The 22887-nt window shown below is 69.7% G+C and carries 22 protein-coding genes; 9 read left to right on the top strand and 13 right to left on the bottom strand.

All coding sequences use genetic code 11. The features are described 5' to 3' along the window. The first annotated feature begins 13 nt into the window (after positions 1 to 13). Positions 14 to 697 (top strand): ArsR/SmtB family transcription factor, encoded by a 684-nt coding sequence (locus ABT025_RS07570; protein WP_350990947.1) that lies wholly within the window; start codon positions 14 to 16, stop codon positions 695 to 697. Positions 698 to 890: 193 nt separating this feature from the next. Here ABT025_RS07570 and ABT025_RS07565 read toward each other — a convergent pair whose 3' ends face one another. Both ABT025_RS07565 and ABT025_RS07560 read right to left on the bottom strand, forming a co-directional pair. After that, on the bottom strand, positions 891 to 1388 hold the full coding sequence (locus ABT025_RS07565; protein WP_350990945.1) for a nitroreductase family deazaflavin-dependent oxidoreductase: 498 nt from the start codon (positions 1386 to 1388) through the stop codon (positions 891 to 893). A gap of 25 nt (positions 1389 to 1413) precedes the next feature. Next, entirely contained in the window at positions 1414 to 2592 is a 1179-nt protein-coding gene (locus ABT025_RS07560; protein ID WP_350990943.1) for an acyl-CoA dehydrogenase family protein, read from the bottom strand. A gap of 255 nt (positions 2593 to 2847) precedes the next feature. Here ABT025_RS07560 and ABT025_RS07555 point away from each other — a divergent pair, with 255 nt between their 5' ends. The 4 genes from ABT025_RS07555 (at position 2848) to ABT025_RS07540 (ending at position 6334) form a co-directional block, all read left to right on the top strand. Then, the gene (locus ABT025_RS07555; protein WP_350990941.1) at positions 2848 to 3285 is read left to right on the top strand and encodes a nuclear transport factor 2 family protein; all 438 of its coding nucleotides are present in this window, start codon (positions 2848 to 2850) and stop codon (positions 3283 to 3285) included. Positions 3286 to 3323: 38 nt separating this feature from the next. Continuing rightward, positions 3324 to 4055, top strand: a complete 732-nt coding sequence (locus ABT025_RS07550) for an SDR family NAD(P)-dependent oxidoreductase (protein WP_350990939.1) — start codon at positions 3324 to 3326, stop codon at positions 4053 to 4055. A 38-nt stretch (positions 4056 to 4093) separates the two neighbouring features. Then, on the top strand, positions 4094 to 5128 hold the full coding sequence (locus ABT025_RS07545) for an LLM class flavin-dependent oxidoreductase (RefSeq protein WP_350990937.1): 1035 nt from the start codon (positions 4094 to 4096) through the stop codon (positions 5126 to 5128). Between the two features lie 252 nt (positions 5129 to 5380). Further along, positions 5381 to 6334 carry a Gfo/Idh/MocA family protein gene (locus tag ABT025_RS07540; protein ID WP_350990935.1) on the top strand — a complete coding sequence of 318 codons (954 nt, stop codon included), beginning with the start codon at positions 5381 to 5383 and terminating at the stop codon, positions 6332 to 6334. 254 nt (positions 6335 to 6588) lie between these two features. On the opposite strand, the gene ABT025_RS07535 is transcribed toward ABT025_RS07540, so the two are convergent. After that, positions 6589 to 7716, bottom strand: a complete 1128-nt coding sequence (locus tag ABT025_RS07535; protein ID WP_350991178.1) for a glycosyltransferase — start codon at positions 7714 to 7716, stop codon at positions 6589 to 6591. 625 nt (positions 7717 to 8341) lie between these two features. Between ABT025_RS07535 and ABT025_RS07530 the strand changes: the two genes are divergently transcribed. Together ABT025_RS07530 and ABT025_RS07525 are read left to right on the top strand one after the other, a co-directional pair. Beyond that, positions 8342 to 9226, top strand: a complete 885-nt coding sequence (locus ABT025_RS07530) for an AfsR/SARP family transcriptional regulator (RefSeq protein WP_350990933.1) — start codon at positions 8342 to 8344, stop codon at positions 9224 to 9226. 53 nt (positions 9227 to 9279) lie between these two features. Next, the gene (locus ABT025_RS07525; RefSeq protein ID WP_350990931.1) at positions 9280 to 10224 is read left to right on the top strand and encodes an MBL fold metallo-hydrolase; all 945 of its coding nucleotides are present in this window, start codon (positions 9280 to 9282) and stop codon (positions 10222 to 10224) included. Positions 10225 to 10436: 212 nt separating this feature from the next. Here ABT025_RS07525 and ABT025_RS07520 read toward each other — a convergent pair whose 3' ends face one another. Then, entirely contained in the window at positions 10437 to 11036 is a 600-nt protein-coding gene (locus ABT025_RS07520) for a dTDP-4-dehydrorhamnose 3,5-epimerase family protein (RefSeq protein ID WP_350990929.1), read from the bottom strand. Positions 11037 to 11257: 221 nt separating this feature from the next. Between ABT025_RS07520 and ABT025_RS07515 the strand changes: the two genes are divergently transcribed. Then, positions 11258 to 12523, top strand: a complete 1266-nt coding sequence (locus ABT025_RS07515) for a nucleotide disphospho-sugar-binding domain-containing protein (protein ID WP_350990927.1) — start codon at positions 11258 to 11260, stop codon at positions 12521 to 12523. Here the strand turns inward: ABT025_RS07515 and ABT025_RS07510 are convergent. Both ABT025_RS07510 and ABT025_RS07505 read right to left on the bottom strand, forming a co-directional pair. Further along, complete coding sequence (locus ABT025_RS07510; RefSeq protein ID WP_350990925.1) at positions 12499 to 13257, bottom strand: FkbM family methyltransferase; 759 nt, start codon at positions 13255 to 13257, stop codon at positions 12499 to 12501. The genes ABT025_RS07515 and ABT025_RS07510 overlap by 25 nt on opposite strands. 87 nt (positions 13258 to 13344) lie before the next feature. After that, entirely contained in the window at positions 13345 to 14313 is a 969-nt protein-coding gene (locus tag ABT025_RS07505; RefSeq protein WP_350990923.1) for an NHL repeat-containing protein, read from the bottom strand. A 138-nt stretch (positions 14314 to 14451) separates the two neighbouring features. On the opposite strand from ABT025_RS07505, the gene fabD reads away from it, so the two are divergent. Next, positions 14452 to 15402, top strand: a complete 951-nt coding sequence (gene fabD / locus ABT025_RS07500; protein ID WP_350990921.1) for an ACP S-malonyltransferase — start codon at positions 14452 to 14454, stop codon at positions 15400 to 15402. Between the two features lie 195 nt (positions 15403 to 15597). Here the strand turns inward: fabD and fabG are convergent, their stop codons facing one another. From fabG to ABT025_RS07465, 7 genes are all read right to left on the bottom strand, one after another. Continuing rightward, positions 15598 to 16383 carry a 3-oxoacyl-ACP reductase FabG gene (gene fabG / locus ABT025_RS07495; protein WP_350991176.1) on the bottom strand — a complete coding sequence of 262 codons (786 nt, stop codon included), beginning with the start codon at positions 16381 to 16383 and terminating at the stop codon, positions 15598 to 15600. Between the two features lie 88 nt (positions 16384 to 16471). Beyond that, entirely contained in the window at positions 16472 to 17674 is a 1203-nt protein-coding gene (locus ABT025_RS07490; protein WP_350990919.1) for a serine hydrolase domain-containing protein, read from the bottom strand. Beyond that, positions 17671 to 18594: an aromatase/cyclase gene (locus ABT025_RS07485; protein WP_350990917.1), complete on the bottom strand. Its 924-nt coding sequence runs from the start codon at positions 18592 to 18594 to the stop codon at positions 17671 to 17673. Before ABT025_RS07485 ends, ABT025_RS07490 begins: the two co-directional genes overlap by 4 nt. 3 nt (positions 18595 to 18597) lie before the next feature. Next, positions 18598 to 18858 (bottom strand): acyl carrier protein, encoded by a 261-nt coding sequence (locus ABT025_RS07480; RefSeq protein WP_350990915.1) that lies wholly within the window; start codon positions 18856 to 18858, stop codon positions 18598 to 18600. Positions 18859 to 18886: 28 nt separating this feature from the next. Beyond that, complete coding sequence (locus ABT025_RS07475; protein ID WP_350990913.1) at positions 18887 to 20092, bottom strand: ketosynthase chain-length factor; 1206 nt, start codon at positions 20090 to 20092, stop codon at positions 18887 to 18889. Then, the gene (locus ABT025_RS07470) at positions 20089 to 21354 is read right to left on the bottom strand and encodes a beta-ketoacyl-[acyl-carrier-protein] synthase family protein (RefSeq protein WP_350990911.1); all 1266 of its coding nucleotides are present in this window, start codon (positions 21352 to 21354) and stop codon (positions 20089 to 20091) included. The genes ABT025_RS07475 and ABT025_RS07470 overlap by 4 nt, the downstream gene beginning before the upstream one ends. Before the next feature lie 239 nt (positions 21355 to 21593). Beyond that, positions 21594 to 22547 carry a nitroreductase/quinone reductase family protein gene (locus ABT025_RS07465; RefSeq protein WP_350990909.1) on the bottom strand — a complete coding sequence of 318 codons (954 nt, stop codon included), beginning with the start codon at positions 22545 to 22547 and terminating at the stop codon, positions 21594 to 21596. Positions 22548 to 22887 lie beyond the last annotated feature (340 nt).

Raw genomic sequence — 22887 nt, 5'->3', positions numbered from 1 at the left:
CGAGAATGGTCCCATGGGAGAGTTCATCGAGACCGAGGTCTACACACAGCTCGCTCGGATCGGGAAGGCGCTGGCCAGTCCGGTACGGCTGCGCCTGCTCGATCTGCTCGAGAACGGCGAGAGCGACGTGGAGGGCCTCGTCACCGCCTCCGGCGTCGGTCTGAAGAACACCTCGGCCCAGCTCCAGCAGCTGCGTGGTGCGAACCTGGTCACCACCAGGCGGGAGGGCAACCGGATCATCTACCGGCTCGCCGGGCCCGATGTGTCACGTCTGCTCGGTTCTCTGCAGACCTGTGCGGAGGTCCGGCTCGCCGATCTCCGACTGGCCATCGACGAGCTGCTGGGCAACAGCTCCGAGCTCCGGCCGGTCACGGCCGAGGAACTGCGGGCGCACATCGACGATCCGAGGATACTGATCATCGATGTCCGCTCGTCGGAGGACTACGCCAGAGGTCATGTGCCCAGCGCGATCTCGTTGCCCGCCGCGGAGCTGAGACAGAAGATGGACAGCATCCCGAGGGGCGTGGAGGTCATCGCCTACTGCCAGGGCCCGTACTGCGTGCTCTCCCCCGATCTGGTCCGTCTGCTGCGCAGCCACGAGATCCCGGCCCGCCCGCTGGAGGGCGGTATCACCCGGTGGCAGCGCGAGGGCGGCCCCCTGCAGACCGGGGAGGGCCCCGCGGGGGCCGCTTCCTGATCACGTTCCTGATCCCGGCTGCGTCCGGCCGGAAGCGGCCGTCGCGGTGGCCGGGGCGCCGGCCACCTGTGTCCTCTGCCGGCCGCAGCTCATGACAGCCGCGGGCATACCGGCCTCGGGCATACCGGCCGCAGCTCATGCGGGTGAGCCAGGGCAGATCTGCCCTGGCTCACCCGCATGAGGAGGTGGTGTCTCAGGCGCCTTCGGGAGCGCCGCCGTGGCCGACCCGTTCCAGGACCACGACCGGAATCACCCGGGTGGTCTTGGCCTGGTACTCCGCGTACCCCGGAGCGACTTCGACGACCTTCTCGAAGAGCCGGTCGCGCTCCGGGCCCTGCGGAACGGTGGCGACCGCCTCGTAGGTCTCGGTGCCGACCTCGACCGTGACCTTCGGGTTCTTCCTGATGTTGTGGAACCAGTCGGGGTGCTTGGGTGCGCCGAACATCGATCCGACGACGACCGTCCTGCCCTCGACCTCGACCTTCCCCAGCGGGTTGGTCCGCGGCTCGCCGCTCCTGGCGCCGGTGGTGGTCAGCAGGAGCAGATGCGCTCCTTCGAACATCCCACCGACCTTCCCCTCGTTCGCCCGGAACTCCGCGATGACGCCGCGCTGGAACGCCCCGGCGTCGAACTCCTCACGCGGAGACTCCTGTCCGGCGTCCCCGGTCTCTCCGTTCTCTTCCGCACTCATACGGCTGTCCTTTCGAGTGTCGCGTCTACTTGCGTGCCGACTGGCTCTGGTGGCCACCGGCGCTCAGGCCGAGTGCCCGATCGGCGTAGGCGGTCGCACACGGGCCGAACTGCAGCACCACATGCCCCGCCGCCGAGTTGACGTCGCGCCAGATCCGCTGGAGCGGCTGCTCGTCGCTGTGCCCGGCGGTTCCCGAGGCCCTGAACAACCGGTTCACGGCACCCACCAGGAGATCCGCCGCGAGAGCGCAGTCCCGCTGGTTGCGGGCCGTTTCCACTGCGGTGATCCCCGGCCCCTTGTCGGCGACCCAGGCCACCCGCTCCAGCAGCAGCCGTGCGGCGTCGATCTCGCCGGAGCACCGGGCCAGCACCTCCTCGTAGAACCCACGGCCGGGGCCGGGGCCGGGCCTGGCGGGCGACCATGCGCGGATCTTCTGCGCGGCGTAGTCCGACCAGTATTCCAGCGCCCCCTCGGCGGCGCCGAGAATCGGCAGACAGAACGAGAGTCCGTTCACCGCCGGCAGCGGCACGGCATGGCACGGGGAGACGGGCTCGGCGCCACCGCTTTCGAGCAGGTCCCTGACCGGAAAACTCAGCGTGGCCGGTACGTACACGTCCTCGGCGACCAGGGTGTTGCTCCCGGTGGCCCGCATCCCGATGTCGGACCACGTCTTCTCGACGGTGTAGACCTCGCGGGGCAGGGCGAAGAGCCTCGGTTCGTAGCCCGCGCCGGTCGGCACCACGCCGGCCACGAGCGCCCAGTCGGAGTGGTCGACGACGCTGATGTAGGACCACTTCCCCGACAACCGCCATCCGTCGCCCTCCGCGTGCGCCCTCCCGACGGGGGAGACACCGCCGACGACCAGCGTGTCGGGCCCGTCCTTCCAGACCTCCTTGCGCCCTTCCTCCGGGAGGTAGGCAGCCATCCTGGCCAGGTTCGCCATCAGTGAGGCGGACCAGGCCGCCGCCGCGCACCGGGCGCCGACGACGGTGATCGCGGCGGACAGTTCCCCGAAGGTGCCGGCGCTGCCGCCGTGGCCGGCCGGCACGAAGTGGCGGGCGAACCCCGCCGCGACCATCGCCCGCACCACATCCGCGCTCAACTGCCTGTCCTCTTCGGCCTGGTCGGCCCGGAGAGCCGCGAGGGACGCGACGTCCTGCGCGGCTCGTGCCACCCCTGATCCGGGCGGAGACTGGTCAGTCATCTGCATGGCCTCCTCGGCTCGACTCCGGGCCGATCCTGGACACCACGGATCGCGGACAGCTAGAACGCCGCTGGAGCCGACCGGGCCGGACCACGGCTCACCGGCCTTTCGAGCCGGGCTCTAGGCGGCAGCCACAGACTCCTCCGACACGGACGATGCCCCCGCCGGGCGCCCTGCGCCTGCCCCGCGGCGGGCCCTGCGCCGTTCCGCGGCGCGGCTCGTCCCGCACCGATCCACTCACCGGAGGAACCCGCGATGACGACTGTCGTGAACACCACCTTCACCGACACCTACGCCGCAGTACTGCAGTTCTACGCGAGGCAGGTGCAACTCCTCGACTCCGGAAGGTTCGAGGAGTACGCGGCGACCTTCACCGCCGACGGCGAGTTCCAGCACACACCCAATATGCCCGCCGCGCGCACGACGGCCGGCATCATCGCCGAACTGAGGTCGTTCAACACCCGGTTCGACGGCGACCCGGTGCAGCGACGCCACTGGTTCAACATGATCAATCTGACCGATCGCCCGGACGGCGCCATCGACGCCTCCTTCTACGCCCTGGTCCTCACCACGCGTCCCGGCATCAAGGAGCCTCTCGTCGGGCCCAGTTGCTTCGTGAACGACGTACTGGTCTTCGAGGACGGCAAGCTGCGCAACCGTTCCCGCAAGGTCGGCCACGACCAGCTTTTCTGAGCCCCGGGCACCGCCGACCACACAGAGAGGACCCACACATGAGCCGTAAGCAGGTCGCCCTGGTGACCGGATCGTCGTCCGGGATCGGCGCAGCCATCGCCCGCCGGCTGTCCGCCGAGGGCATGGCGGTCGTCGTCAACGCGGTGCGGAGCGTGGAGGCGGGCAAGGAGCTCGCCGATTCGCTGCCGGACGCGAGGTTCGTCCAGGCCGACGTCTCCGACGAGGACCAGGCCCGAGCCCTGACGGACGCGGTCATCGCCGAATACGGGCAGCTGGACCTGCTCGTCAACAACGCCGGCGTCACCCATCCCATCCCCCACACCGACCTGGAGGCGGCGACGGGTGACGTCTGGCGGGAGATCCTCGGCCTCAACGTCATCGGAACCTGGCAGACGACCGTCGCGGCCATGCCGCACCTGCGCAGGTCCGCCGACGGACACGTGGTCAACATCTCCTCCGTGGCGGGGACCAGGCCGGCGGGCAGTTCCATCCCGTACGCGGTCAGCAAGGCGGCCGTCGACCACATGACCCGGCTGCTCGCGGCGTCGGCCGGACCGGCCGTCAGGGTCAACGCGGTCGCCCCCGGGCTGATCGACACCGCGTGGACGAAGGACTTCACCGAGATCCGTGAACGGGTCGAGGCCACCACTCCCCTGCGCCGGGTCGGCACCACCGACGACGTCGCCGAGCTGGTCGTCGGCCTGCACCGGGCGCGGTACTCGACGGGCCAGGTGGTCCTGGCCGACGGCGGCGCCCACCTCCTGATCTGAGCACGACCAGCACCCTCGACGCTCACAAAGGGGCAGTGATGAAACTTGGCGTGAACCTCACCTACCAAGGCGCGGCGGAACTCGCCGTCACGGCCGAACGGCTCGGCTACGACGTCGCCTTCGCACCCGAGGGATACCGCTCGGACGCGCCCAGTGTGCTGGGTCTCGTCGCGGGGCGCACCGAACGTATCGGCCTTGCCTCCGGGGTCATGCAGATTCCCGCCCGTACCCCGGCTCTGGCCGCACTGACCGCGGCCACGCTGAACTCCCTGTCGAACGGCAGGTTCCGGCTCGGCCTGGGCGTCTCCAACCCCGACGTGTCGGACGGCTGGTACGGCGTTCCCTTCGGGCAGCCCCTGGCCAGAACCCGCGAGTACGTGGAGATCGTGCGGATGGCTCTCTCCGGCGAGCCGGTGCGGTACCAGGGGGAGCACTACCGGCTGCCCTACTCCGGCTCGGGCGGCGCGCCCCTGCACGTGATCACCGAGCCCGCGCACTCCCCCGTCCCGGTCTATCTGGGAGCGGTGGGGCCGAAGAACCTGCGGCTGGCGGGCGAGATCGCCGACGGATGGATCGGTGTGTTCGCCGCGCCTGAGCACGTCGCACAGTCCGTCGAACACATCAGGCAGGGCCGCGAGTCGGTCGGCCTGACCATGAGCGGTTTCGAGACCGTACCGGCCCTTGCCACGTCGATCGGCGAGGACACCGACGCGTGCATCGACCTGTTGCGCGACCACTACGCGCACCTCATGGGCATCGGAACGGCCGAGCGGAACTTCTACTGTTCGCTGGCGGCGCGGCTGGGCTTCGCGGACGAGGCCGCCGAGGTCAGCAGCGCCGTCCGGGCAGGGGACCGGGCCCGTGCGGCCAAGGCCGTGCCCCGGGACTTCATCGACCGGACGGCACTCGTCGGTCCCGTCGGCCGGATCGCCGAACGCCTGCGGGAGTACGCCGACGTGGGTGTGACCACGTTGAGCGTCATGATCTCGGCGGTGGCGACGGACCTGGACGGGCGGCTCGCGATCCTGGAGCAGGCCATGACGGCTCTGGACCGGTCCGGCGTCCGCGACTGACCACGAGGGCGCCGCCCCGCGGGCGGTGGAGACGGTGCCGGTCCGGTCGAAGTGCGTACTTTTGGCGGCCGGCCCCCGTACCGCCCGCGGGCCCCGGCCCCTCCGCGTGCCGCCCCACCGGACCAAAGGGGCCGGTCACGTCACCGCCGATCGGGGCGGAGCGCGTTCCGCCGATGCTTGAGCCGCGGTCGAGACGGGTCGGCCATCGTTCACGGACCCGCCCGTCCCCCACCCAATCGTGGAGTGCCCTCGATGTTGCGAATCGGAGTCATCGGCTGTGCCGCGATCGCCCGGCGCCGGATGCTGCCCGCCATGCTGGCCCATCCCGGCATCGAGATCGTGGCCGTCGCCAGCCGGGATGCCGCCAAGGCCGCCGACACCGCCCGGCAGTTCGGCTGCCGCCCGGTCACCGGCTACGGAGAGCTGGTGGCGCTCGACGACGTGGAGGCCGTGTACATACCGTTGCCCGCGGCGCTCCACGAACACTGGACCGGGACGGCCCTCGCCGCCGGCAAGCACGTGCTCGCGGAGAAGCCGCTGACCACGGACCCCGCGCGCACGCGCAGCCTGACGGCAACGGCGCGGACGCGAGGGCTGACTCTGATGGAGAACGTCATGTTCGTCCATCACTCCCAGCACGCGGCGGTGCGGCGGCTCGTGGCGGACGGGGCGATCGGTGATCTCCGCTCGTTCCATTCGAGTTTCACCATTCCCGCCCTGCCGGGCGAGGACATCCGGTACCGGGCCGAGCTCGGCGGCGGAAGTCTGTACGACGTCGGTGTGTACCCCGTGCGGGCGGCGATGCACTTCCTCGGCGGCGCCCTGGAGGTACGGGGCGCCGCGCTCGAGCGTCCTCCCGGGCGGCAGGTCGACACCTCCGGTGCCGTGCTGCTGCGCCGCGCCGACGGTGTCACCGCACATCTGTCGTTCGGGATGGAGCACGCCTACCGCTCCCGCTACGAGCTGACCGGCAGCACCGGCCGGGTCGTCGTGGACCGTGCCTTCACTCCGCCCGCGGACCACACGCCGGCGGTCACGCTGGAGACCGCGTCGGGCACGCGGACCGTCCAGCTGCCGCCGGACGACCAGGTCGCGAACACCCTCTCCGCCTTTGTGTCGGCGGTACGCACACGTGAGGCGCCGCACGCCGAGTACGTGGCTCAGGCGGATCTCCTGGCCGCCGTCCTGCGGACCTCCCGCGGGTGAGAGGGGTCCGGGCACGGGCCCCGGGCCTCCCACCGCAGTTCTGCCCGCGCCCGGGTGCCGGGCGCGGGCGGAACTGCGGTGGGGCACGGGCGGAACTACCGGCGGGCACGGGCGGAACTGCGGGCATGCGGGCCCGGAGGTCCTGCCCACGGGGGGCGGCCGGAGGCCAACGGCCGGGCGGACCGGCCCTGTTCACCCGGGCCGGTCCGCCCGGGTGAACAGGGCCGGTCCGCCTGGGGTCGGCCTTCCGGTGGTCAGCCCGCCTGCAGATCCTCGATGACTTCCAGTACCTCGGCCGGACCGGGCAGCGCGGCCATCTCGGCGGCGACCTCCTGCGACCGCTCCCGGTACGCCGGCGTGGACAACAGCTCACGGCAGGCCCCCACGACGGCGTCCGGGGCGTCCTCGCCCGGCAGCAGCGTGAGCGCGACGCCGGACTCGGTCAGGCGACGCGAGTGCGGAACCAGTTTGGGCATGTTCGGCAGGACCAGCTGCGGCACACCGGCGTGCAGGGCGGTGAGCGCGGTCTGACCTCCGCCGGCGTGCACGAGCACGTCGCAGGTGGGCAGCACGGTGCCCAGCGGAAGCCAGCCCGCGCGCACCTGCGGCCGCCCCTCGGTCAGCGCCGGGGCGAGTTCGTCCGGTGCGGCGATCACCAGTTCCACATCGAGGCTGCCCACCTGCGCCACCAGGCCGTCGAGCAGGCCCAGATCCTGCTCACGGCTGGCCCGGCTGCCCGCCGTCACACACACGCGCGGCCTTGCCGGACGGGTGTACATCCACGGTTCCGTCAGCCGCTGCCTGCCGGTGGGCACGAACCGCATGACCTCGCCGGCCGCCGCTCCGGGCGCGAGCAGACTCGGTGGGCAGATATGGACCCACAGATCGGGCTCGGGCAGTTCGGTGAGACCGAGCCGGGAAAGCTCCGGCGCGAGCCGTTCGGCCGCTCCGAGATCCATTTCCAGCGGCTCACCCATGTCCCACGCGTGCCGTACGCAGGGAACACCCAACTGCCTGGCCAGAAGCCCCGCCGCGAAGGACAGGGTGCCTCCGACGACGATGTCGGGCCGCCACACGTCGCTCAGCGCCCGCAGGTTCTCCAGTCCGTCCGATGCCAGCCGGCCGAAGCCGTGACCACCGAACCGCATCCGCTCCGCCGGGTCGGCCGGCAGCGTGAGCCGGGCGCCGTCGTCCCCGGTGAACATGTATTCGCGCATCGTCCGCCGGGTCAGGGACACCGCCGGCAGCCCCGCCCCGACGACGACCGGCGTCATCTCCTCGGTCGCCGCGACGAAGACGTCATGCCCGGCGTTACGCGCCGCGGTCGCCAGCGGTACGAGGGCGAAGACGGTCGCGGGGCTACCCGCCGCCACGAATAGCATTCTCAAACCGCTTCCCATGACTGCGGAGCTCCTCTCGTCGGCCCTAACCGCGAAGTCAGTCTCCACACCTCCACTTGAGTCCGGGTATATCCTCGATGGAGAGAGCGTTTCACACTGCAAACGTCACCTTTCGTACCTCTCGCGCACATCACCGACGCATTTGTTGCCGCGATGTAACCGGGTGTGCGCCGTCGCCAGCCGGAACCCGTCACTCAGGCATGACTGGAAATCCACCTGCGCTGCCGCAGGGCCAGGCTGCAAACTGAGTCGGTCGATCAAGCCATGAGCAAGGGCGCTCCACCCACGGAAGAGGTACCGATAGGGAAGTGCGGTCACGGATAACCACGTGACCTCCTGGAGCGCGCACAGGGCCTGACCTGCCCGAGACCCCCCACACCTGCGCATAACCAGCAACGAATCCAGGCGTGAGGGAGTCTTCAGCGGTGGCAGCGGTGCACTCGGCACCTCGAGTGCCACCCTGGTCCACCGGAACCCCGTCATGGGTAGCAGCGTTGCGCCCCTCATACGCACAAAATTCAATGGCGATTTTCGGCTGCTCTCCCGGAGAGATTCAGCTCCGCAAAGCAGAATGAGGCACAAAAAAGACTCGTAGACTTTCCTGAAAATGCACTTCTGGACAATTCACAGGGGGATGAGGATAATTATCCAGAACAATACGTCCAAGCAATTGGTCGAGGCACGGCGGGTGCAGACGGCCGAGATAAATCTTCTCGGTCCGCTGGATGTTCGAATCGGTGGGGTATCGATCGTCCCTTCGGCAGGAAAGCCGAAGCAGCTTCTTGCCCTGCTGGCCCTGCGCTGCGGCCGCGTCGTGCCCATCTCGACCCTGATGGAGGAGATCTGGGGGGACTCGATTCCCCGGAGCAGCACGACGACACTTCAGACCTACATCCTTCAGCTGCGGAAGCTGATCACGGAATCCCTGCCCTCGGACTACCCCGGAGGAGCCAAGAGCGTCCTGGTGACCCACTTCAACGGGTACCAGTTGATGATCGACTCCTGTGCGTTCGACGTACGGGAATTCGAGCGGCTCTCGGTGAAGGGTGATCTCGCACTCGAGTCCGGGGATGCCGCCACCGCGGCAAAGTGCCTGAAAGAGGCACTCGATCAGTGGCGCGGCCCCGCGTTGATGGACGTGCCGGCCGGACGCGTGCTGCACATGGAGTCGATCGGCTTCGAAGAAGGCCGGATGCGCGTGCACGGGCAGCGGATCCTCGCCGACCTGAGCCTCGGCAAGCACGCCGTGCTGATCCCCGAGCTACGGGTGCTGATCGCTCAGAACCCGATGGATGAGCGACTTTGCGCCATGCTCATGGTCTGCCTCCACAAGGCGGGAGCGCCGTGGCGGGCACTGCAGGCGTTCCGGGATCTCCGTCAGACCCTGAGCAGCGAACTCGGCGTCGAACCCTCCAGCCGACTGCAGGATCTGCACCGGGCAGTACTGGCGAACGCCCCTGACCTGTCACTCCAGGGGTTCGGTGTCGCCTGATGACGACGCACCACGTGAAGACCAGGACGACCCACACGACGAGGAGCTCTTCCATGCCGCCGTCAGCAGCAACACCCACGAGCGAGCCGGTACTGCAGGAGGTGGCCGACGGCGTCTTCGCATACGTCCAGGCACCCGGCGGGTGGTGTGTGAACAACGCGGGCGTGCTCGTCTCCGGCGACAAGGTGGCGCTGGTGGACACCGCGGCCACCGAGGCGCGTGCCCTCAGGCTGCGCGAGCACGTGGTCCGCGACGGCCGCGGTGCGCCGTTCGCCGTCATCAACACCCACTCGCACGGGGATCACAGCTTCGGTAACTTCGTGTTCCCCGAGGCGACGGTCTACGGGCACGCGCTCGCCCGGGCCGAGATGCACCAGGCCGGCCTGCACCTCACCGACCTGTGGCCGGAGGTGGAGTGGGGCCACATCGAACTCGCGCTGCCGACAGCGACGTACGAGGACCGCATGACCCTGCACGTGGGCGACCTCACGGCCGAACTCATCCACACCGGGCCCGCCCACTCGAGCAACGACACCATCGTGTGGATACCCGGACGGCGGGTCCTCTTCACCGGCGACATTGTCATGTCCGGAGCGACTCCCTTCTTCCCCATGGGCTCGATCACCGGTTCCCTGCGGGCTGTCGCGCACATGCGCAGCCTGGGTGCCGTCACGGTGGTGAGCGGTCACGGCCCGGTCGGCGGTCCCGAGATCCTCGAGACCGGCGAGGCGTACCTGCGGTGGGTCCAGGAACTGGCCAAGGCCGGTGTCGCGGCCGGCGTCCCGCCCCACGAGGCGGCGCGCGACGCCGAGGCGGGGCCGTTCACCGAACTCCTGGAGCCGGAGCGGCTGGTGGCGAACCTGCACCGCGCCTACGCCGAGGAGCGCGGCGCCGCGCTCGGCCAGGAGCCGGATGTCGCGGCGATGCTCAAGGAGATGGGCGTCATCTTCCAGGAGATGGTCGACTACAACGGAGGCCCGATCACGTGCCACGCCTGACCCCGTCCGGCGGCGCGTCCTCGACGCGGCCGGGCACCGGCCGTGTGCGGGTGCCGCGCACGGCGTACGTACCGGCGCGCCGCTCCTGCGCACCTCTGTTCCCACGTGCTCCCAGCGGCAGCCGGGCACACTGACCGCGCAGAGGCCGAACGGCCGGCCCCGCTCCCGTCACCGGGAAGCGGGGCCGGCCGTTCCGGCATGTTCCGCTGCGGTCAGGAAGCCGCCGCGGAAGGACCCGGCAGGCAGTCGGCATACCGTGCGAGGACGCCCTTCTCCAGCGCCTCGTCGAGGCTGAGCGCGGCCGTGTCCCGCTCGGACACGATGAACTCCGTGTCCTTGGGCCACGGCAGGCCCAGCTTCGGGTCGAACGCGTCCACAGCCTGTTCCAGGCCCGCCCGGTAGCCCGTGGAGACGAGATAGGAGATCGCCGTGTCGTCCTCCAGCGCGAGGAAGGCGTGGCCGACGCCCACGGGAAGGTAGACCGACCGGAACGAGACGGTGTCCAGTTCGACGGTGTCCCAGACCCCGAAGGTCGGTGAGCCGACCCGGAGGTCCACGACGACGTCGAGCGCACGCCCGTTGACGCAGTGGACGTACTTGGCCTGCCCCGGCGGCGTGGTGGTGAAGTGGACTCCCCTCAGCACGCCCTTGGCCGACCGGCTCTGGTTGGTCTGGGCGACGTGGAACCCGTGGCCGACCGCTTCCACGAACGCCGGTTCCTCCATCGGTGAGACGAAGACCCCGCGATGGTCGCGGTGGTGCTGCGGAGTGAATTCGAAGCTGCCCGGGACGGCGAGTTGGCGCACCTGCATGACACATCCATTCACTCGGTGGTCTGGGTCCGCTCGATGTTGCCAGACCGATCACCGCCCAGGCAGCGGTAGTCGGGGCACTCCAGCGGTGCGCAGGCCGCACTCGAGCGGGGCCCTAACAACGCTCCGTCAGGGACCGCGATCGCTATTCGAGCCAGGATCGAGGACGCGCCTCCAGTGTGGTACGAAACCGCCCCTACCCGGATTTTGGGAGAACCCCGATGCGTGTCCTGTTCAGTGTGTTCCCGGCGACGGCACATGTGCACCCGATCGTCCCGCTGGCCTGGGCGTTGCAGAACGCCGGGCACGAGGTCCGCGTCGCGATCCATCCGGACGCCGTGGACCTGGTGACGGAGGCCGGTCTCGCCGCGGTCCCCGCGGGCGGCCGGCTCAAGGACGTCATGGAGTGGAACGACAACTTCGAGAAGCTGGAGGCCCTCACCGACTTCATGGCTCTCGACGCCGACCACGACGACACCTGGGCCGAGCAGTGGCGTGGCACCACGGGCATGCTCTCCCGGTTCACACCGATGCTGGACGACCTCGTGGACTTCTGCGAGCGGTGGCGTCCCGATCTGGTGCTGTGGGACCCCTTCTGCGTGGCGGCCGCCGTCGCCGCCAAGGTGACCGGCGCCAGGCAGGCACGTTTCCTGTGGGGCCAGGACAACATCGGCTGGCTGCGGGCGAAGTCGCGCGCCGCGCTGACCGAGCGCGGCGCGGGCACCGACGAGGACCCGGTGACGGCCCTGATGAGTCCGATGCTGGAGCCGCACGGCCTCGAGTTCACGGAGGACCTCCTGCTCGGCGAGTGGACGATCGACCCGATGCCGGCCGCGCTGCGGCTGCCGCTGGATCTCACGTACCAGCCGATCCGGCGGGTCCCCTACAACGGGAACCTGGCTCCGCAGCCCTGGATGCACGACCGGCCCGAGCGCCCCCGGGTGCTGCTGACCCTCGGGGTAGGCGGGCGCGGCAGGCAGTTGTTCCGCGAGGCCGGTGTGACGTTCGCCGAGGTCGTCTCCGGCTTGTCCGAGCTGGACATCGAGCTGGTCGCCACTCTGCACGCCAAGCATCTGGACACCGTCCGCGAGGTGCCCGACAACGTCCGCCTGGTCGAGTACGTGCCGCTGAACTACATGCTGCCCACGTGCAGTGCGCTGATCCACCACGGCGGCGGCGGCACGTTCGCGGCGGCCGTGGCCCACCGGGTGCCGCAGCTGATCGCGCCCATGCCGATGTGGGGCGAGGCGATCACCGCACGCCACATGGCGGACCGCGGTGCCGGGCTGCTGCTCGAGCCGAAGGAACTCACCGTCGGGACCCTGTGTGAGCAGCTGACCCGGGTCCTCACGGAACCGTCGTTCCGGGAGGGTACCGACCTGCTGCACCGGGACATGCTGGAGGCGCCGAGCCCGCACGACACGGTCCGGCGCCTCGAGTCACTCGTCCCGTCCCGGCAGCCTCAGCGCCTGGCCGTCACGTTGTAGAGCTCCAGCTCGGGCCACATGAACGGGGCGCGGGCGCCCGAGACGGTCAGCCCGCGCTCCCGCAGGGTCCGCTCCACCGACGCGCGTACGCCGTCGAGACCGCTCACCTCGATGATCACGGCGCGGGTCCTGGCCCAGTCGGCCGCGTCGACGCCGCTGAGCAGCTCCAGCTCCGCTCCCTCGACATCGATCTTCATCAGGTCGATGGGGCCGATCCCGGGATGCCGGGCGGCCAGCACGTCGGAGAGGCGGTCGACCCGGACGGTGATCCCGGTCGGCTCCAGTGCGGCCTCGGCCTGCTCCTTGCCCATGTGCTCGGCCATGAGGGTCTTCTGGAGGGCAAGGCCTTCCGGATGGCGGGTGGAGTTGCCGGGCATGCGCCGGAAGTACGTGAAGTCCGCCGCGGCCGCCGGCTCAGCACCCAGGCAGACCGGGTGGACCGTCACGTCGTGGATGCCGTGCAGCCGCAGGTTCATCCTCAGGACGCGGATGTTGTCCGGGACGGGCTCGAAGGCGATGACCCGGGCCGCCGGGTACCTGCGCTTGACGAACAGGGTGAACAGGCCGATGTTGGCCCCGGCGTCGACGATCACGGGGGCGTCGGGCAGCCCGTCCGGATCGTAGGTGTCGTCCTGGAAGATCTCGCGGTGGATGAACCGGGCCTCCGCCTCACTGCTCGTGTAGCAGTGGAACCCGTCCTCCAGCTCGATCAGCTGTATGCCGTCATCGGGCATGGGATTCTCCTCCTGTCCTCTGAGGGTGTCCGTGCGGGCCGGGGCGTGCCGGCGCGGTGGCACCGGCACGCCCCGGCGGGCCGGGCGCTACACCGGAAGCGGGATGGACACCGCGTTGTACTTCGTCGTCGGTGTCGGGGGGAGCGGGAAGCGGGAGTTCGCCAGGTAGAGGCGTTCCCCGTACACGGCGGCCGCGCAGGGTGTGTCGAAGCGCGGGTCCGTGAGCCTGAGGACCGGGGACCCGTTGTGCCCCGTGCGGTCGAGCCGGACGGCCGTGAGATCGGTCTGCTGCGGCGTGTACAGGGTCCTGCCGTGCAAGGTGATCCCGTTCGCGGTCGGCAGCTTCAGGTCGCCCAGCGGCACCCGGCGGGCGGATCCGGTGGTCCGGTCGATCCGGAACAGGGTCCCTCCGTCGGTGAACTGGTTGACCACCAGCAGCGCCCGGCCGTCCGGTGTCGGCGCGACACCGGCCGAGGTGATGACGTCCTGCGGTCCCTGCACCCACTCCCCCGACAGGTTCAGGGTCAGCACCTCGTCCTGACCGGGCAGCGAGCCGTCCGGTCCGAACGGGAGCCCGAACAGGAGCCCGTTGCAGGCGTCGGTGAACCACGCGCCCTCCGGCGTGACGGTCACGTGGTTGACGCAGGAGTGGGGGATGCCCACGTCGTACGTCTTGAGCACGGCACCGCTGCCGGCGTCGATGACGGTGATCGTCCGCCCCCAGCCGCCCGCGACGAACAGCCGCCCGCGGTCGTCCACCTGGATCCCGATGGCCATGTACCCGTCTCCGAGCCCCGGGTATATGACCTCGTTCTGCCCCGACGCGAGGCTGACGCGGCAGACGGCACCACCGAGCAGGGACGCGAAGTAGGCGTAGGGCTGCCTTCCGATGGTGATGTCCGCCGGGTGGAATCCGTCCGGCAGGTCGAGCGTGGTGGGCCATGCCCCCCTGGACCGTAGGTCCGCCGCCCGGGCCGTGCCCTGCCCGGCCCCCAGCACCACCGCACCGCCCAGCGCGGCGCCGAGGCCGAGGAAGCCGCGGCGTGTTGTCGTCATTCCCTGCATACTGCCCTCCTGAGTGTCGGGGTGCACCGTCGCAGAATCCACCTGAGATCCGCTTGAGCAGAAGGGCCGCGCGCGAGGCTGCAGCGGGACTCGAGCAGCCGTGTAGGCCGGTCCCGGATCCTCTCCCCCATGGACAGGACCGCGTTCGTCTTCCCCGGCCAGGGCGCCCAGCGCGTAGGCATGGGCCTCGACCTGCTGAAACGCTGGCCAACGCTGGCGGACACCCACTACCGGCCCGCCGACGAGCTGCTGGGCTTCGGGCTGTCGCACCTGTGCTTCACAGGACCGGCCGAGACACTCAGGCACATGACGGTCACCCAGCCCGCGATGGTGCTGACCAGCCTTGCCGCCCTGCGGGTACTGGAGGAGCGCGGAGTCGTACCCGACTTCGTCGCCGGCCACAGCCTGGGCGAGTTCACGGCGATGGTCTGCGCGGGCGTCCTCGACTGGACCGACGCCCTTCGACTGGTCAGCATCCGCGGGAAGTTGATGGCGTCGGTCACCGAGAGGATCCCGGGCAAGATGGCCGCCGTGGTCGGCCTGGAGCTGGCGGTGATGGAGGCCCTGTGCGCCAAGGCCGCCGCGGAGTCCGGACAGGTCGTGGAGGTCGCCAACCACAACGACTTCACCCAGGTGGTGATCTCCGGTCAGACGGAGGCGGTCAACGTCCTCCTCGATCTGGTGAAGGCCGCCGGCGCCAACCGGGTCGTGGTACTGGAGATCGGCGGCGCGGCCCACTGCACGCTGCTCGGCAGCGTCGAGCAGGAATTCGCCGCGGCACTCGCGGAGGTCGAGTTCAGGGACCCCGTGATCCCGGTGATCTCCAGCGTCACGGCCGAACCGGTGGCCGACGGGGACGCGGCCCGTGCCTGCCTGCTCCGGCAGCTCACCGGCCGGGTCAACTGGACGGGCACGGTGCAGTACTTGACGGCCGCGGGGGTGGGGCGGTTCGTCGAGGTGGGTCCCGGCAAGGCCCTCGGGGGCCTCTGCCGTCGGATCAGTCCCGGTGTGGAGACCTACCGGACGGGCGACGCCGCCCATCTCGACCTGGCCGTCGAGGCGTTCCACCGGAGCCGTTGAGCCTCCTGAGCCACGGCTCCGTCGCAGGATTCGTTCCGCCGGGCAGGCGCCCACCACCACAGCAACAACGACAACGACAACAACAACAACAACAACGGCAACAACAACAGAACCAGCAGGCCGCAGCGAGTACTCGCTGCGGCCTGCTGGGGGTATGGACGTCACCGCCGTGCCTGACGCCGGCTCCGGGAGGAGTCAGTAGTTGCCGAGCCCGCCACAGACGTTGAGTGCCTGCGCCGTGACTCCCGCGGCCCCGGCGCCGACCAGGTACTCGACCATCGCCGCGACTTCCTCCGGCATCACGTACCGGCCGATCGGCACACGGGCGCTCACCCGCTCGTGCACCTCGTCCACCGGAACACCCCAGATACCGGAGTAGTGCTCCCGCACCCGCTCCGCCATCGGGGTCTCCACGAAGCCCGGGCACACCGCGTTCACGGTGATGCCGGTCTTGGCGAGTTCGAGGCCGAGCGACTTGGTGAACCCGACCACACCGTGCTTGGACGCCGAGTAGGGCGCACCGTGCAGGACACCCTGCTTTCCGCCGGTGGAGGCGATGTTGATGATCCGCCCGCTGCCCTTCTCCAGCATCCCCGCGTGGTTGAGGACTTCCTTGGTCATCAGGAAGACGCTGTTGAGGTTGGTGTTGATCACGTCGAACCACTCGTCGTCCGGGAAGTCCCGGGTGACTCCGCCGCCGGAGCGGCCCGCGTTGTTCACCAGGATGTCGACGGGGCCGAAGCGCTCGGTGGCGGAGCTCACGTACGAGCGGATGTCCTCGGACGAGGTCACGTCACAGACCTGGCCGTCGACGTCCAGGCCTTCGCCCTGCAGCGACTTGACGGTGGCCGCCAGCGCGTCCGCCTTCCGGGCGCAGATGTAGACACGTCCCCCGTCCCGGGCCAGCCGCCTGGTGATCTCCAGGCCGATTCCACTGGTGGCGCCGGTGACGAGTGCCACCCGGTTGTTCCCAGGCATGATTCCTCCATGAAGGTCGAATGGGTTGTGCGTGACCGGCGGCCCCGAGCCGTACTCGCCCCGAGGCCGCCGTGAGCCGGGCGGGCTCCTGTCAGCGGAGTGCTCCCACGCTGCGGTGGACGGCCTCGATCAGGCCTCGGGCCCGGTCGTCCAGCTTGCCCAGGCCGGGCGAGCCCGCGTTCTGCACATAGGCGAACGAGAGCCCGTCCGCCGGATCGGCGAAGGTGAAGGTGCCGTTGGCACCGTCGAAGCCGAAGGCGGTGCCCAGGCCGGCGGAGACCGGGAACACGGGGCTGTCGCCGCGCATGAACCCCAGGCTCCAGGCCGTGTTCATCATCGTGATGCGGCACGGGCCGCTCGCGTGCACCCGGCTCAGCTCCGCTGTGAGGTCCGGGCCGATCAGGCGGGGCCCCTCGGCCTCTCCGATGAGCAGGGCCATCAGCCTGGCCAGCGACCGGGCGCTGCTGAGGCCCCCGTAGGACGGGTCCTCCACCGTGAGATCCAGGAATCCCGGATCCAGCGACATACTGCTGATCGTCGCGCGGCAGGTGAGCGATTCCGGCTTGCCGAGTTCGACCAGCATGGGAACCGCGTCACCGGGATCGCCGCCCGACATCACGTCCTCGGCCTTGGACTGGAACATGGTGGCGACGTGGACCGCGTCCGGATCGGGCAGGCCGATGTGACTGTCCAGCCCGAGCGGACCGGCGATCTCGCGGGCGAAGAAGCGGCCCACCGTCAACCCGGTCCTGCGGCGCACCAGTTCACTCACCAGGTACCCGAAGGTGATCGCGTGGTAGCCGTGCGCGGTGTCCGGCTCCCACTCCGGACGCGCCGCGGCGAGCGCCTCGGCGATCGGGGTGTGGGCCCGCATGTCCTCGTTCGTGATCGGGGCGTGGTCCAGGCAGACCACTCCGGAGCGGTGGCTGAGCACCATCCTGAGAGTGATGCGCTCCTTGCCGCCCGCCGCGAACTCGGGCCAGTACTCCGCGACCGGAGTGTCCAGTTCCAGGAGCCCCCGCTCCACCAGCAGCAGCGCCGCCACCGTGACCAGCGCCTTGGTGGGCGAGGCGAGCATGCTCACCGTGCCCTGCCGCCACAGGTCGTCGGCGTCCTCACTCGCGGTGCCGCCCCACAGGTTCACCACCGGCCGGCCGCGGTGGTAGACGCAAACGGCCGCCCCCACCTCCGCGCCCGACGCGAAGTTCGCCTCGAACGCCTCCGCCACCCCGGCGAAGCCGTCCTCCACCGACCCGCCCCGCGGAACACCGCGCACCGCGCCCACCCCGCTCATGGCGCGGAGACTTGGGCATGGGCCAGCGTGCTGCGGCTGTTCCTGCCGAGCGCCGCCCGGATGTACTCCTTGGCATCCGCGAGCGTCGCCGAACCGCCGAGAACCTCGGTGACGGCGGCCGGGTCGATGGCGACCGTGTGCTGCGCGGTGACCACCGCACCGTCCGGGGTGTCGGTGAACTCCCACCGCCCGCTGTGGCCGAGCAGCAGTTTCGGCGGCACGAGTTGCTTGTAGACGATCCGCTCCCCGGGCGAACACACCCGGATCGACCGGGTGGTGTGCGCGGAACCGTCCTGGGTGACGGTGTCCATCTCCATGTGCTGGATGCCCGGCACCTCCTCCGTGAGAGCCACCCGGCCCACATGGGGCAGCCGCTGCGGCCACAGGTCCGAGCGGTACACGAAGTCGTAGACGTCGGCGGCCGAGCCCTGCGAGGTCACGGTGTCGGTGAAGGAGAACACCACGTCCTCGACGGGGTGGCCGAACTCGGCGACCCGGGCGAGCGCGGCCAGCTCCACCGGACTGTTGCGGTCCAGCGCGGCATTGATCCAGTCCACCGTCGCGGGGTCGTCGCCCACGGCCGTGAAGTCGTGCAGCAGCACGATCTCGGTCCCCCCGCCGGGCAGCGGATCGAAGATCCACTCCCCGCCCATGCTCGCGATGGGCGCCGCGCTCCGCTCCTGATCGAAGCGGATGCGGCGCCGGTGCGCGTGGAGCTCCCGCCGGGAGACCCAGGTCTTCACCTCGCCGCCCACCTCGGCCCACAGCTGGAACCGCTCGGACCGCTCGGCACGCTCGAAGTGGTGTGCGTACACGGTCGGCGCGAACACGGCGGGCCATCGGCTCACGTCGGCGGCCAGGCTGTAGAGCACATCGGCGGGCGCGGAGGATGTCAGTGTGTGTCGCGTGTGCCTCCGCATCGCTCAGCCGGCCGTGCGGACGAGGCCGTTGGCCATATCGAGCAGCGCACGCGGAGTCTCCAGGTCGAAGAGCTCGTCGTCGGGAATCACGATTCCGAACTCGAGGCCGATCGCGGACGCGGTCTCCATCAGGGCCAGCGAGTCGTAGCCCAGGTCGTCAAAGGCCTTGTCGAGGGCGTCCCCGTCGAGGCTCCCGCCGTCCATCGCCCCGGCGCACGTGGCCAGGATGCGGCGGAGATCGTCAGCGGTGATGGTGTCGCTCATAGGTGAATTCCTTAGAAGTAGGGGGGTGTCAGCCGTTGAAGGCACGTACGACGATCGCCGAGTTGAAGCCCCACTTGCCACGGGCCAGCACGAGAGCGTTCGACACGGTCCCGTAGCGCGGTTCCCCGCGCACCAGGTCGATCGGGTGGCCGTCGGGAATGTCGACGACGCCGGCCGTAGCGGGGATCACGCCGTCCCGGACGGACAGCAGCGCCGCGACCACGTCGAGCGGCCCGCCTCCCGAGTAGAGCCGGCCGGTCAGCGTCTTGGGCGCGGTCACCGGCACACCGGACGGACCGAAGACCGCGGAGATCGCCTCGGCCTCCTGCCGGTCCAGCTCGGGAACGCCGGCTGCGTCGGCGAAGACCACGTCGACATCGCCCGGTGCGAGTCCCGCGTCGGCCAGGGCCAGCTCGACGGCCCGGCGCAGCCCCGGCGGGCGCGGGGAGCCGGGGGCCGGGTCGAAGGTCCTCGCGTACCCCGCGATCTCTCCGTAGATCCGGCCGACTCCGCGCCGGCGGGCCGCGTCGACGTCCTCGACCACGAGGATCGCGCCGCCCTCACCCGGCAGGTAGCCGTTCGCCTGCACGTCGAACGGCCGGTAGGCGGTGGGGCTCACCCGTCCGCCGGACAGCTGGGACGCCCAGCCCCACGGGTCGAGGGCCGAGTCCACCCCTCCGGTGACGACCAGTCCGGTCCCCTCCCGGAGGGTGCGCCGGGCGTGCCCGATCGCGTCCAGTCCGCCCGCCTGCTCGGCCACCAGGGCCTTGCTGGGACCGCGCAACCCGTGCCTGATCGAGATCTGGCCGGTGTTGACGGCGTAGAACCAGGCGAACGACTCGTAGACGCTCACATGCTGCCCGCCCTTGGACCACAGCTTGTTGAGCTCCCGGTGCGTGAACTCGAAGCCGCCGAAGGCGTTGGCCGTCACCACACCCATGTCGTAGTCGACCAGGGCGGACGGGTCCACGGCCGCGTCGGACAGCGCCCACTCGGCGGCCGCGAGTGCGAACCGGGTGGAGACGTCGGTCTGCGGACGCAGCTTGGCGGGTATCGGCCAGGCGGCTTCGAAGTCCGTCACCTGGCCTGCCAGTTCGGATCCGTACTCGGAAGCGTCGAACCGGGTGATCGCCGCGATGCCGCTGCGGCCGTCCAGCGTGGACTTCCAGTACTCCTCGATGCCGAGCCCGTTGGGGGCCACCACACCGAGGCCGGTCACTACAGCCGTGGTCATTCCGCTCCTCCCGGCTGCTTCAGCAGTATCGCGCTCTGGAATCCGCCGAACCCGCTGCCCACGCTCAGTACGGTGTCCACCCGCTGCTCACGGGCGACCACCGGCACGTAGTCGAGGTCGCAGTCCGGGTCGGCCTGGTGCAGGTTCGCGGTGGGGGGCACCACGTTGTTCTCGATCGCGAGCAGGCTCGCCGCGATCTCGATCGACCCGATCGCGCCCAGCGAGTGCCCGACCATCGACTTGATCGAGCTGACCGGTGTCCCGTACGCGTGCTCGCCGAGACTGCGCTTCAACGCGGCGGTCTCGTGCCAGTCGTTCTGCTTGGTGCCCGAGCCGTGGGCGTTGATGTAGTCGAGTGCGTCGGGGTTCGTCCGCGACTGGTCGAGCACCGCGCCGATGGCCTCGGCCATCTCGCGGCCGTCCCTCTTCAGACCGGTCATGTGGTACGCGTTGCTGCGCGTGGCGTAGCCGCTGACCTCGGCGTAGATGTGCGCCCCGCGGGCGGTGGCCCGCTCGTAGCTCTCCAGGACGAACATGGCGCAGCCCTCGGCGAGTACGAAGCCGTTGCGGGTCGCGTCGAACGGCCGGGAGGCGTGCTCGGGGTCGTCGTTGTACGTGGTGGTGGCCTTGATCGCGTCGAAGCAGGCCACGACGATCGGGGTGACCGGGGTGTCCGCAGCTCCGGCGATCATGACGTCGGCCGCACCCTCGCGGATCGTCTGGACCGCGTTGCCGACCGCGTCGAGCCCTGACGTGCAGCCGTTGGAGACCATCGCCACCGGGCCTTCGGCCCCGACCCTCCACGCCACCTCGGCCGGCATCACACCGGGAGTGAGGTAGTCGAACATGTGCGGTGACAGATACCCGGAGTCCACGTTCCAGCGCTTGCCCGCATCGGACAGGATCTGGTATTCGCGGTCCAGGCTGGTGGATGCCGCCACAGCGCTGCCGAGGCTGACACCGACCCGGTGCGGATCGAGTGAGTCCAGCACGAGCCCGCTGTCCGCGACGGCGTCGTCGGTGCACACCGCGGCGAACTGCGCGACCCTGTCCATGCGCCGGATCTCCCGGGCGGTCAGGCCTTCGAGTTCGGGATCGAAGTCACATTCGCCGGCCACTTGGGACCGGTAGGGGGAGGGATCGAAAAAGCTGATCCGACGAGTCGCGGTGCGGCCAGAGCTCAACAGGTCCCAGAACTCTTTTGTTCCGGATGCCCCTGGCGCTCGCACCCCGATTCCCGTAATCACGACGCGACAGGACATATTAAAGTTCCTTCCTTGATTCTGGGAAGAACTCACGCTGCGAGCCTTTGCGGTCCCCCGAGGAGAACGCCGAGTATCTTCCTCCGCTCAGGTTGGCAACCTCCGCTTGAGGACAACTCAACGCCTGCTATCGAGAACCCCGGAAGCCGGATTCCCGGGCCGCGGCACACCCCTTCCCCACACACAGCGGCACCCCCGGGGCCGGGGAAGGATCCGGCCCGGGGGGTGCGGGTGGCCGATCAGCCGAAGTTCGGAGCAGGGGCCGTGGCGTTGAGCGCCGTCACGATCGTCTCCTCCTCGTACCTGAAGTGGGACTCGAGCTGGTTGGCCAGCCGCTCCAGATCCGCACGGAGCCGCACCGGGTCGGACTCGCCGGGGACGAAGCCGTCGACGAGCTGCTTGATGTCGCCCTGCAGCCGCGCCACCACCTTGTGCTCCTCGCCGAGCTGCCCGAGCGCCGGAGCGAGCGCCGGGAACTGCTTGGCCAGCATCGGGAACATGGCTGCGTCCTCGCCACCGTGGTGCCTGCTCAGCGCTCCGCAGAAGCTGAGACAGTGGGTGCGCATCTGCTGGGCGAGGTCCGGCGGCGTCCGCTCGATCCTGTCCGCGCTGCCGTCGATCAGCTGGTCCGCCTGCTTACGGAGCGTCTCCAGCTCTCCCCGCAGCCAGTCGTGCACCTCGACGATCCAGTCCCCCATGCCCTTGACCCGCTCCTCGCCGGGCTTGGGACCGATCCTGTTCAGGACGACGACGGGGATCTCCCTGGTCGTCTTGGCCTGGTGGTCGGCGTAACCCGGCGCCTCGGCGATCACCCGGTCGAAGAGCTTGTCCCGCTCCTCGCCGGGCGGAATGGCGGCGATCGCCTGATAGGTGTCCGTGCCGGTCTCCACCGTCACAATCGGGTTCTTGCGGATGTTGTGGTACCACGCGGGGTGTTTGTCGGCGCCGTTCGACGATGCGACGACAATCCCCTTTCCGTCGAATTCGAGGTACCCCAGGATGCTCTCCCGGCGCTGGCCGGTCCTGGCTCCGACGGTGGTCAGCACGGCCAATGTCCAGCCCTCGAACATCCCGCTCATCTTTCCGTTGTTCGCCCGAAACTCGGCGATGACCTGTCGCTGGAACTCATTGACATCGAAGCCCGCCCAGCTCTCGGACTGCGCTTCCCAGGTCTCGGCCTGTTCCTTGCTCATGCACTACCTTCCCGAAGTCGATTGACGACAGAAGGCGGGCCACGCAACCGGAAATCGACACAGAAATACCCCGCACGCCTACGCAGTGAAGATGGGCGCAGCAATCCCAGGTGAGGGATTGACAAGCTGCGAGAGACGGACCATGCCGATCTCTGTAATGGCTGAGTAGCCGCTACCTCCATGCGTAGGCCCATACGGGGCTCGGAGAAAACCGTAGCACCGCCCCTCCGGGCGGGCAACGTGACCCGGCGGGGCGTACGGCGTGGGAGCACTTACGCGCTGGAGCACGTCCGTCCTGCCGGCGTACCGGAGTCGAGCGGGAGTTGAGCCGGATCTCGAG

This window comes from Streptomyces sp. NPDC002809, from assembly GCF_040295435.1.
Taxonomy (GTDB): Bacteria; Actinomycetota; Actinomycetes; order Streptomycetales; family Streptomycetaceae; genus Streptomyces.
The sequence above is the reverse complement of the archived record's forward strand: the minus strand, read 5'-3'. Positions and strand labels throughout refer to the sequence as shown.

Coding starts and splice junctions, on each gene's coding strand:
- ABT025_RS07570 (WP_350990947.1), top strand. CDS start 14: ATGGGAGAGTTCATCGAGACCGAGGTCTACACACAGCTCGCTCGGATC.
- ABT025_RS07565 (WP_350990945.1), bottom strand. CDS start 1,388: ATGAGTGCGGAAGAGAACGGAGAGACCGGGGACGCCGGACAGGAGTCT.
- ABT025_RS07560 (WP_350990943.1), bottom strand. CDS start 2,592: ATGACTGACCAGTCTCCGCCCGGATCAGGGGTGGCACGAGCCGCGCAG.
- ABT025_RS07555 (WP_350990941.1), top strand. CDS start 2,848: ATGACGACTGTCGTGAACACCACCTTCACCGACACCTACGCCGCAGTA.
- ABT025_RS07550 (WP_350990939.1), top strand. CDS start 3,324: ATGAGCCGTAAGCAGGTCGCCCTGGTGACCGGATCGTCGTCCGGGATC.
- ABT025_RS07545 (WP_350990937.1), top strand. CDS start 4,094: ATGAAACTTGGCGTGAACCTCACCTACCAAGGCGCGGCGGAACTCGCC.
- ABT025_RS07540 (WP_350990935.1), top strand. CDS start 5,381: ATGTTGCGAATCGGAGTCATCGGCTGTGCCGCGATCGCCCGGCGCCGG.
- ABT025_RS07535 (WP_350991178.1), bottom strand. CDS start 7,716: ATGCTATTCGTGGCGGCGGGTAGCCCCGCGACCGTCTTCGCCCTCGTA.
- ABT025_RS07530 (WP_350990933.1), top strand. CDS start 8,342: ATGCACTTCTGGACAATTCACAGGGGGATGAGGATAATTATCCAGAAC.
- ABT025_RS07525 (WP_350990931.1), top strand. CDS start 9,280: ATGCCGCCGTCAGCAGCAACACCCACGAGCGAGCCGGTACTGCAGGAG.
- ABT025_RS07520 (WP_350990929.1), bottom strand. CDS start 11,036: ATGCAGGTGCGCCAACTCGCCGTCCCGGGCAGCTTCGAATTCACTCCG.
- ABT025_RS07515 (WP_350990927.1), top strand. CDS start 11,258: ATGCGTGTCCTGTTCAGTGTGTTCCCGGCGACGGCACATGTGCACCCG.
- ABT025_RS07510 (WP_350990925.1), bottom strand. CDS start 13,257: ATGCCCGATGACGGCATACAGCTGATCGAGCTGGAGGACGGGTTCCAC.
- ABT025_RS07505 (WP_350990923.1), bottom strand. CDS start 14,313: ATGACGACAACACGCCGCGGCTTCCTCGGCCTCGGCGCCGCGCTGGGC.
- fabD (WP_350990921.1), top strand. CDS start 14,452: ATGGACAGGACCGCGTTCGTCTTCCCCGGCCAGGGCGCCCAGCGCGTA.
- ABT025_RS07490 (WP_350990919.1), bottom strand. CDS start 17,674: ATGAGCGGGGTGGGCGCGGTGCGCGGTGTTCCGCGGGGCGGGTCGGTG.
- ABT025_RS07485 (WP_350990917.1), bottom strand. CDS start 18,594: ATGCGGAGGCACACGCGACACACACTGACATCCTCCGCGCCCGCCGAT.
- ABT025_RS07480 (WP_350990915.1), bottom strand. CDS start 18,858: ATGAGCGACACCATCACCGCTGACGATCTCCGCCGCATCCTGGCCACG.
- ABT025_RS07475 (WP_350990913.1), bottom strand. CDS start 20,092: ATGACCACGGCTGTAGTGACCGGCCTCGGTGTGGTGGCCCCCAACGGG.
- ABT025_RS07470 (WP_350990911.1), bottom strand. CDS start 21,354: ATGTCCTGTCGCGTCGTGATTACGGGAATCGGGGTGCGAGCGCCAGGG.
- ABT025_RS07465 (WP_350990909.1), bottom strand. CDS start 22,547: ATGAGCAAGGAACAGGCCGAGACCTGGGAAGCGCAGTCCGAGAGCTGG.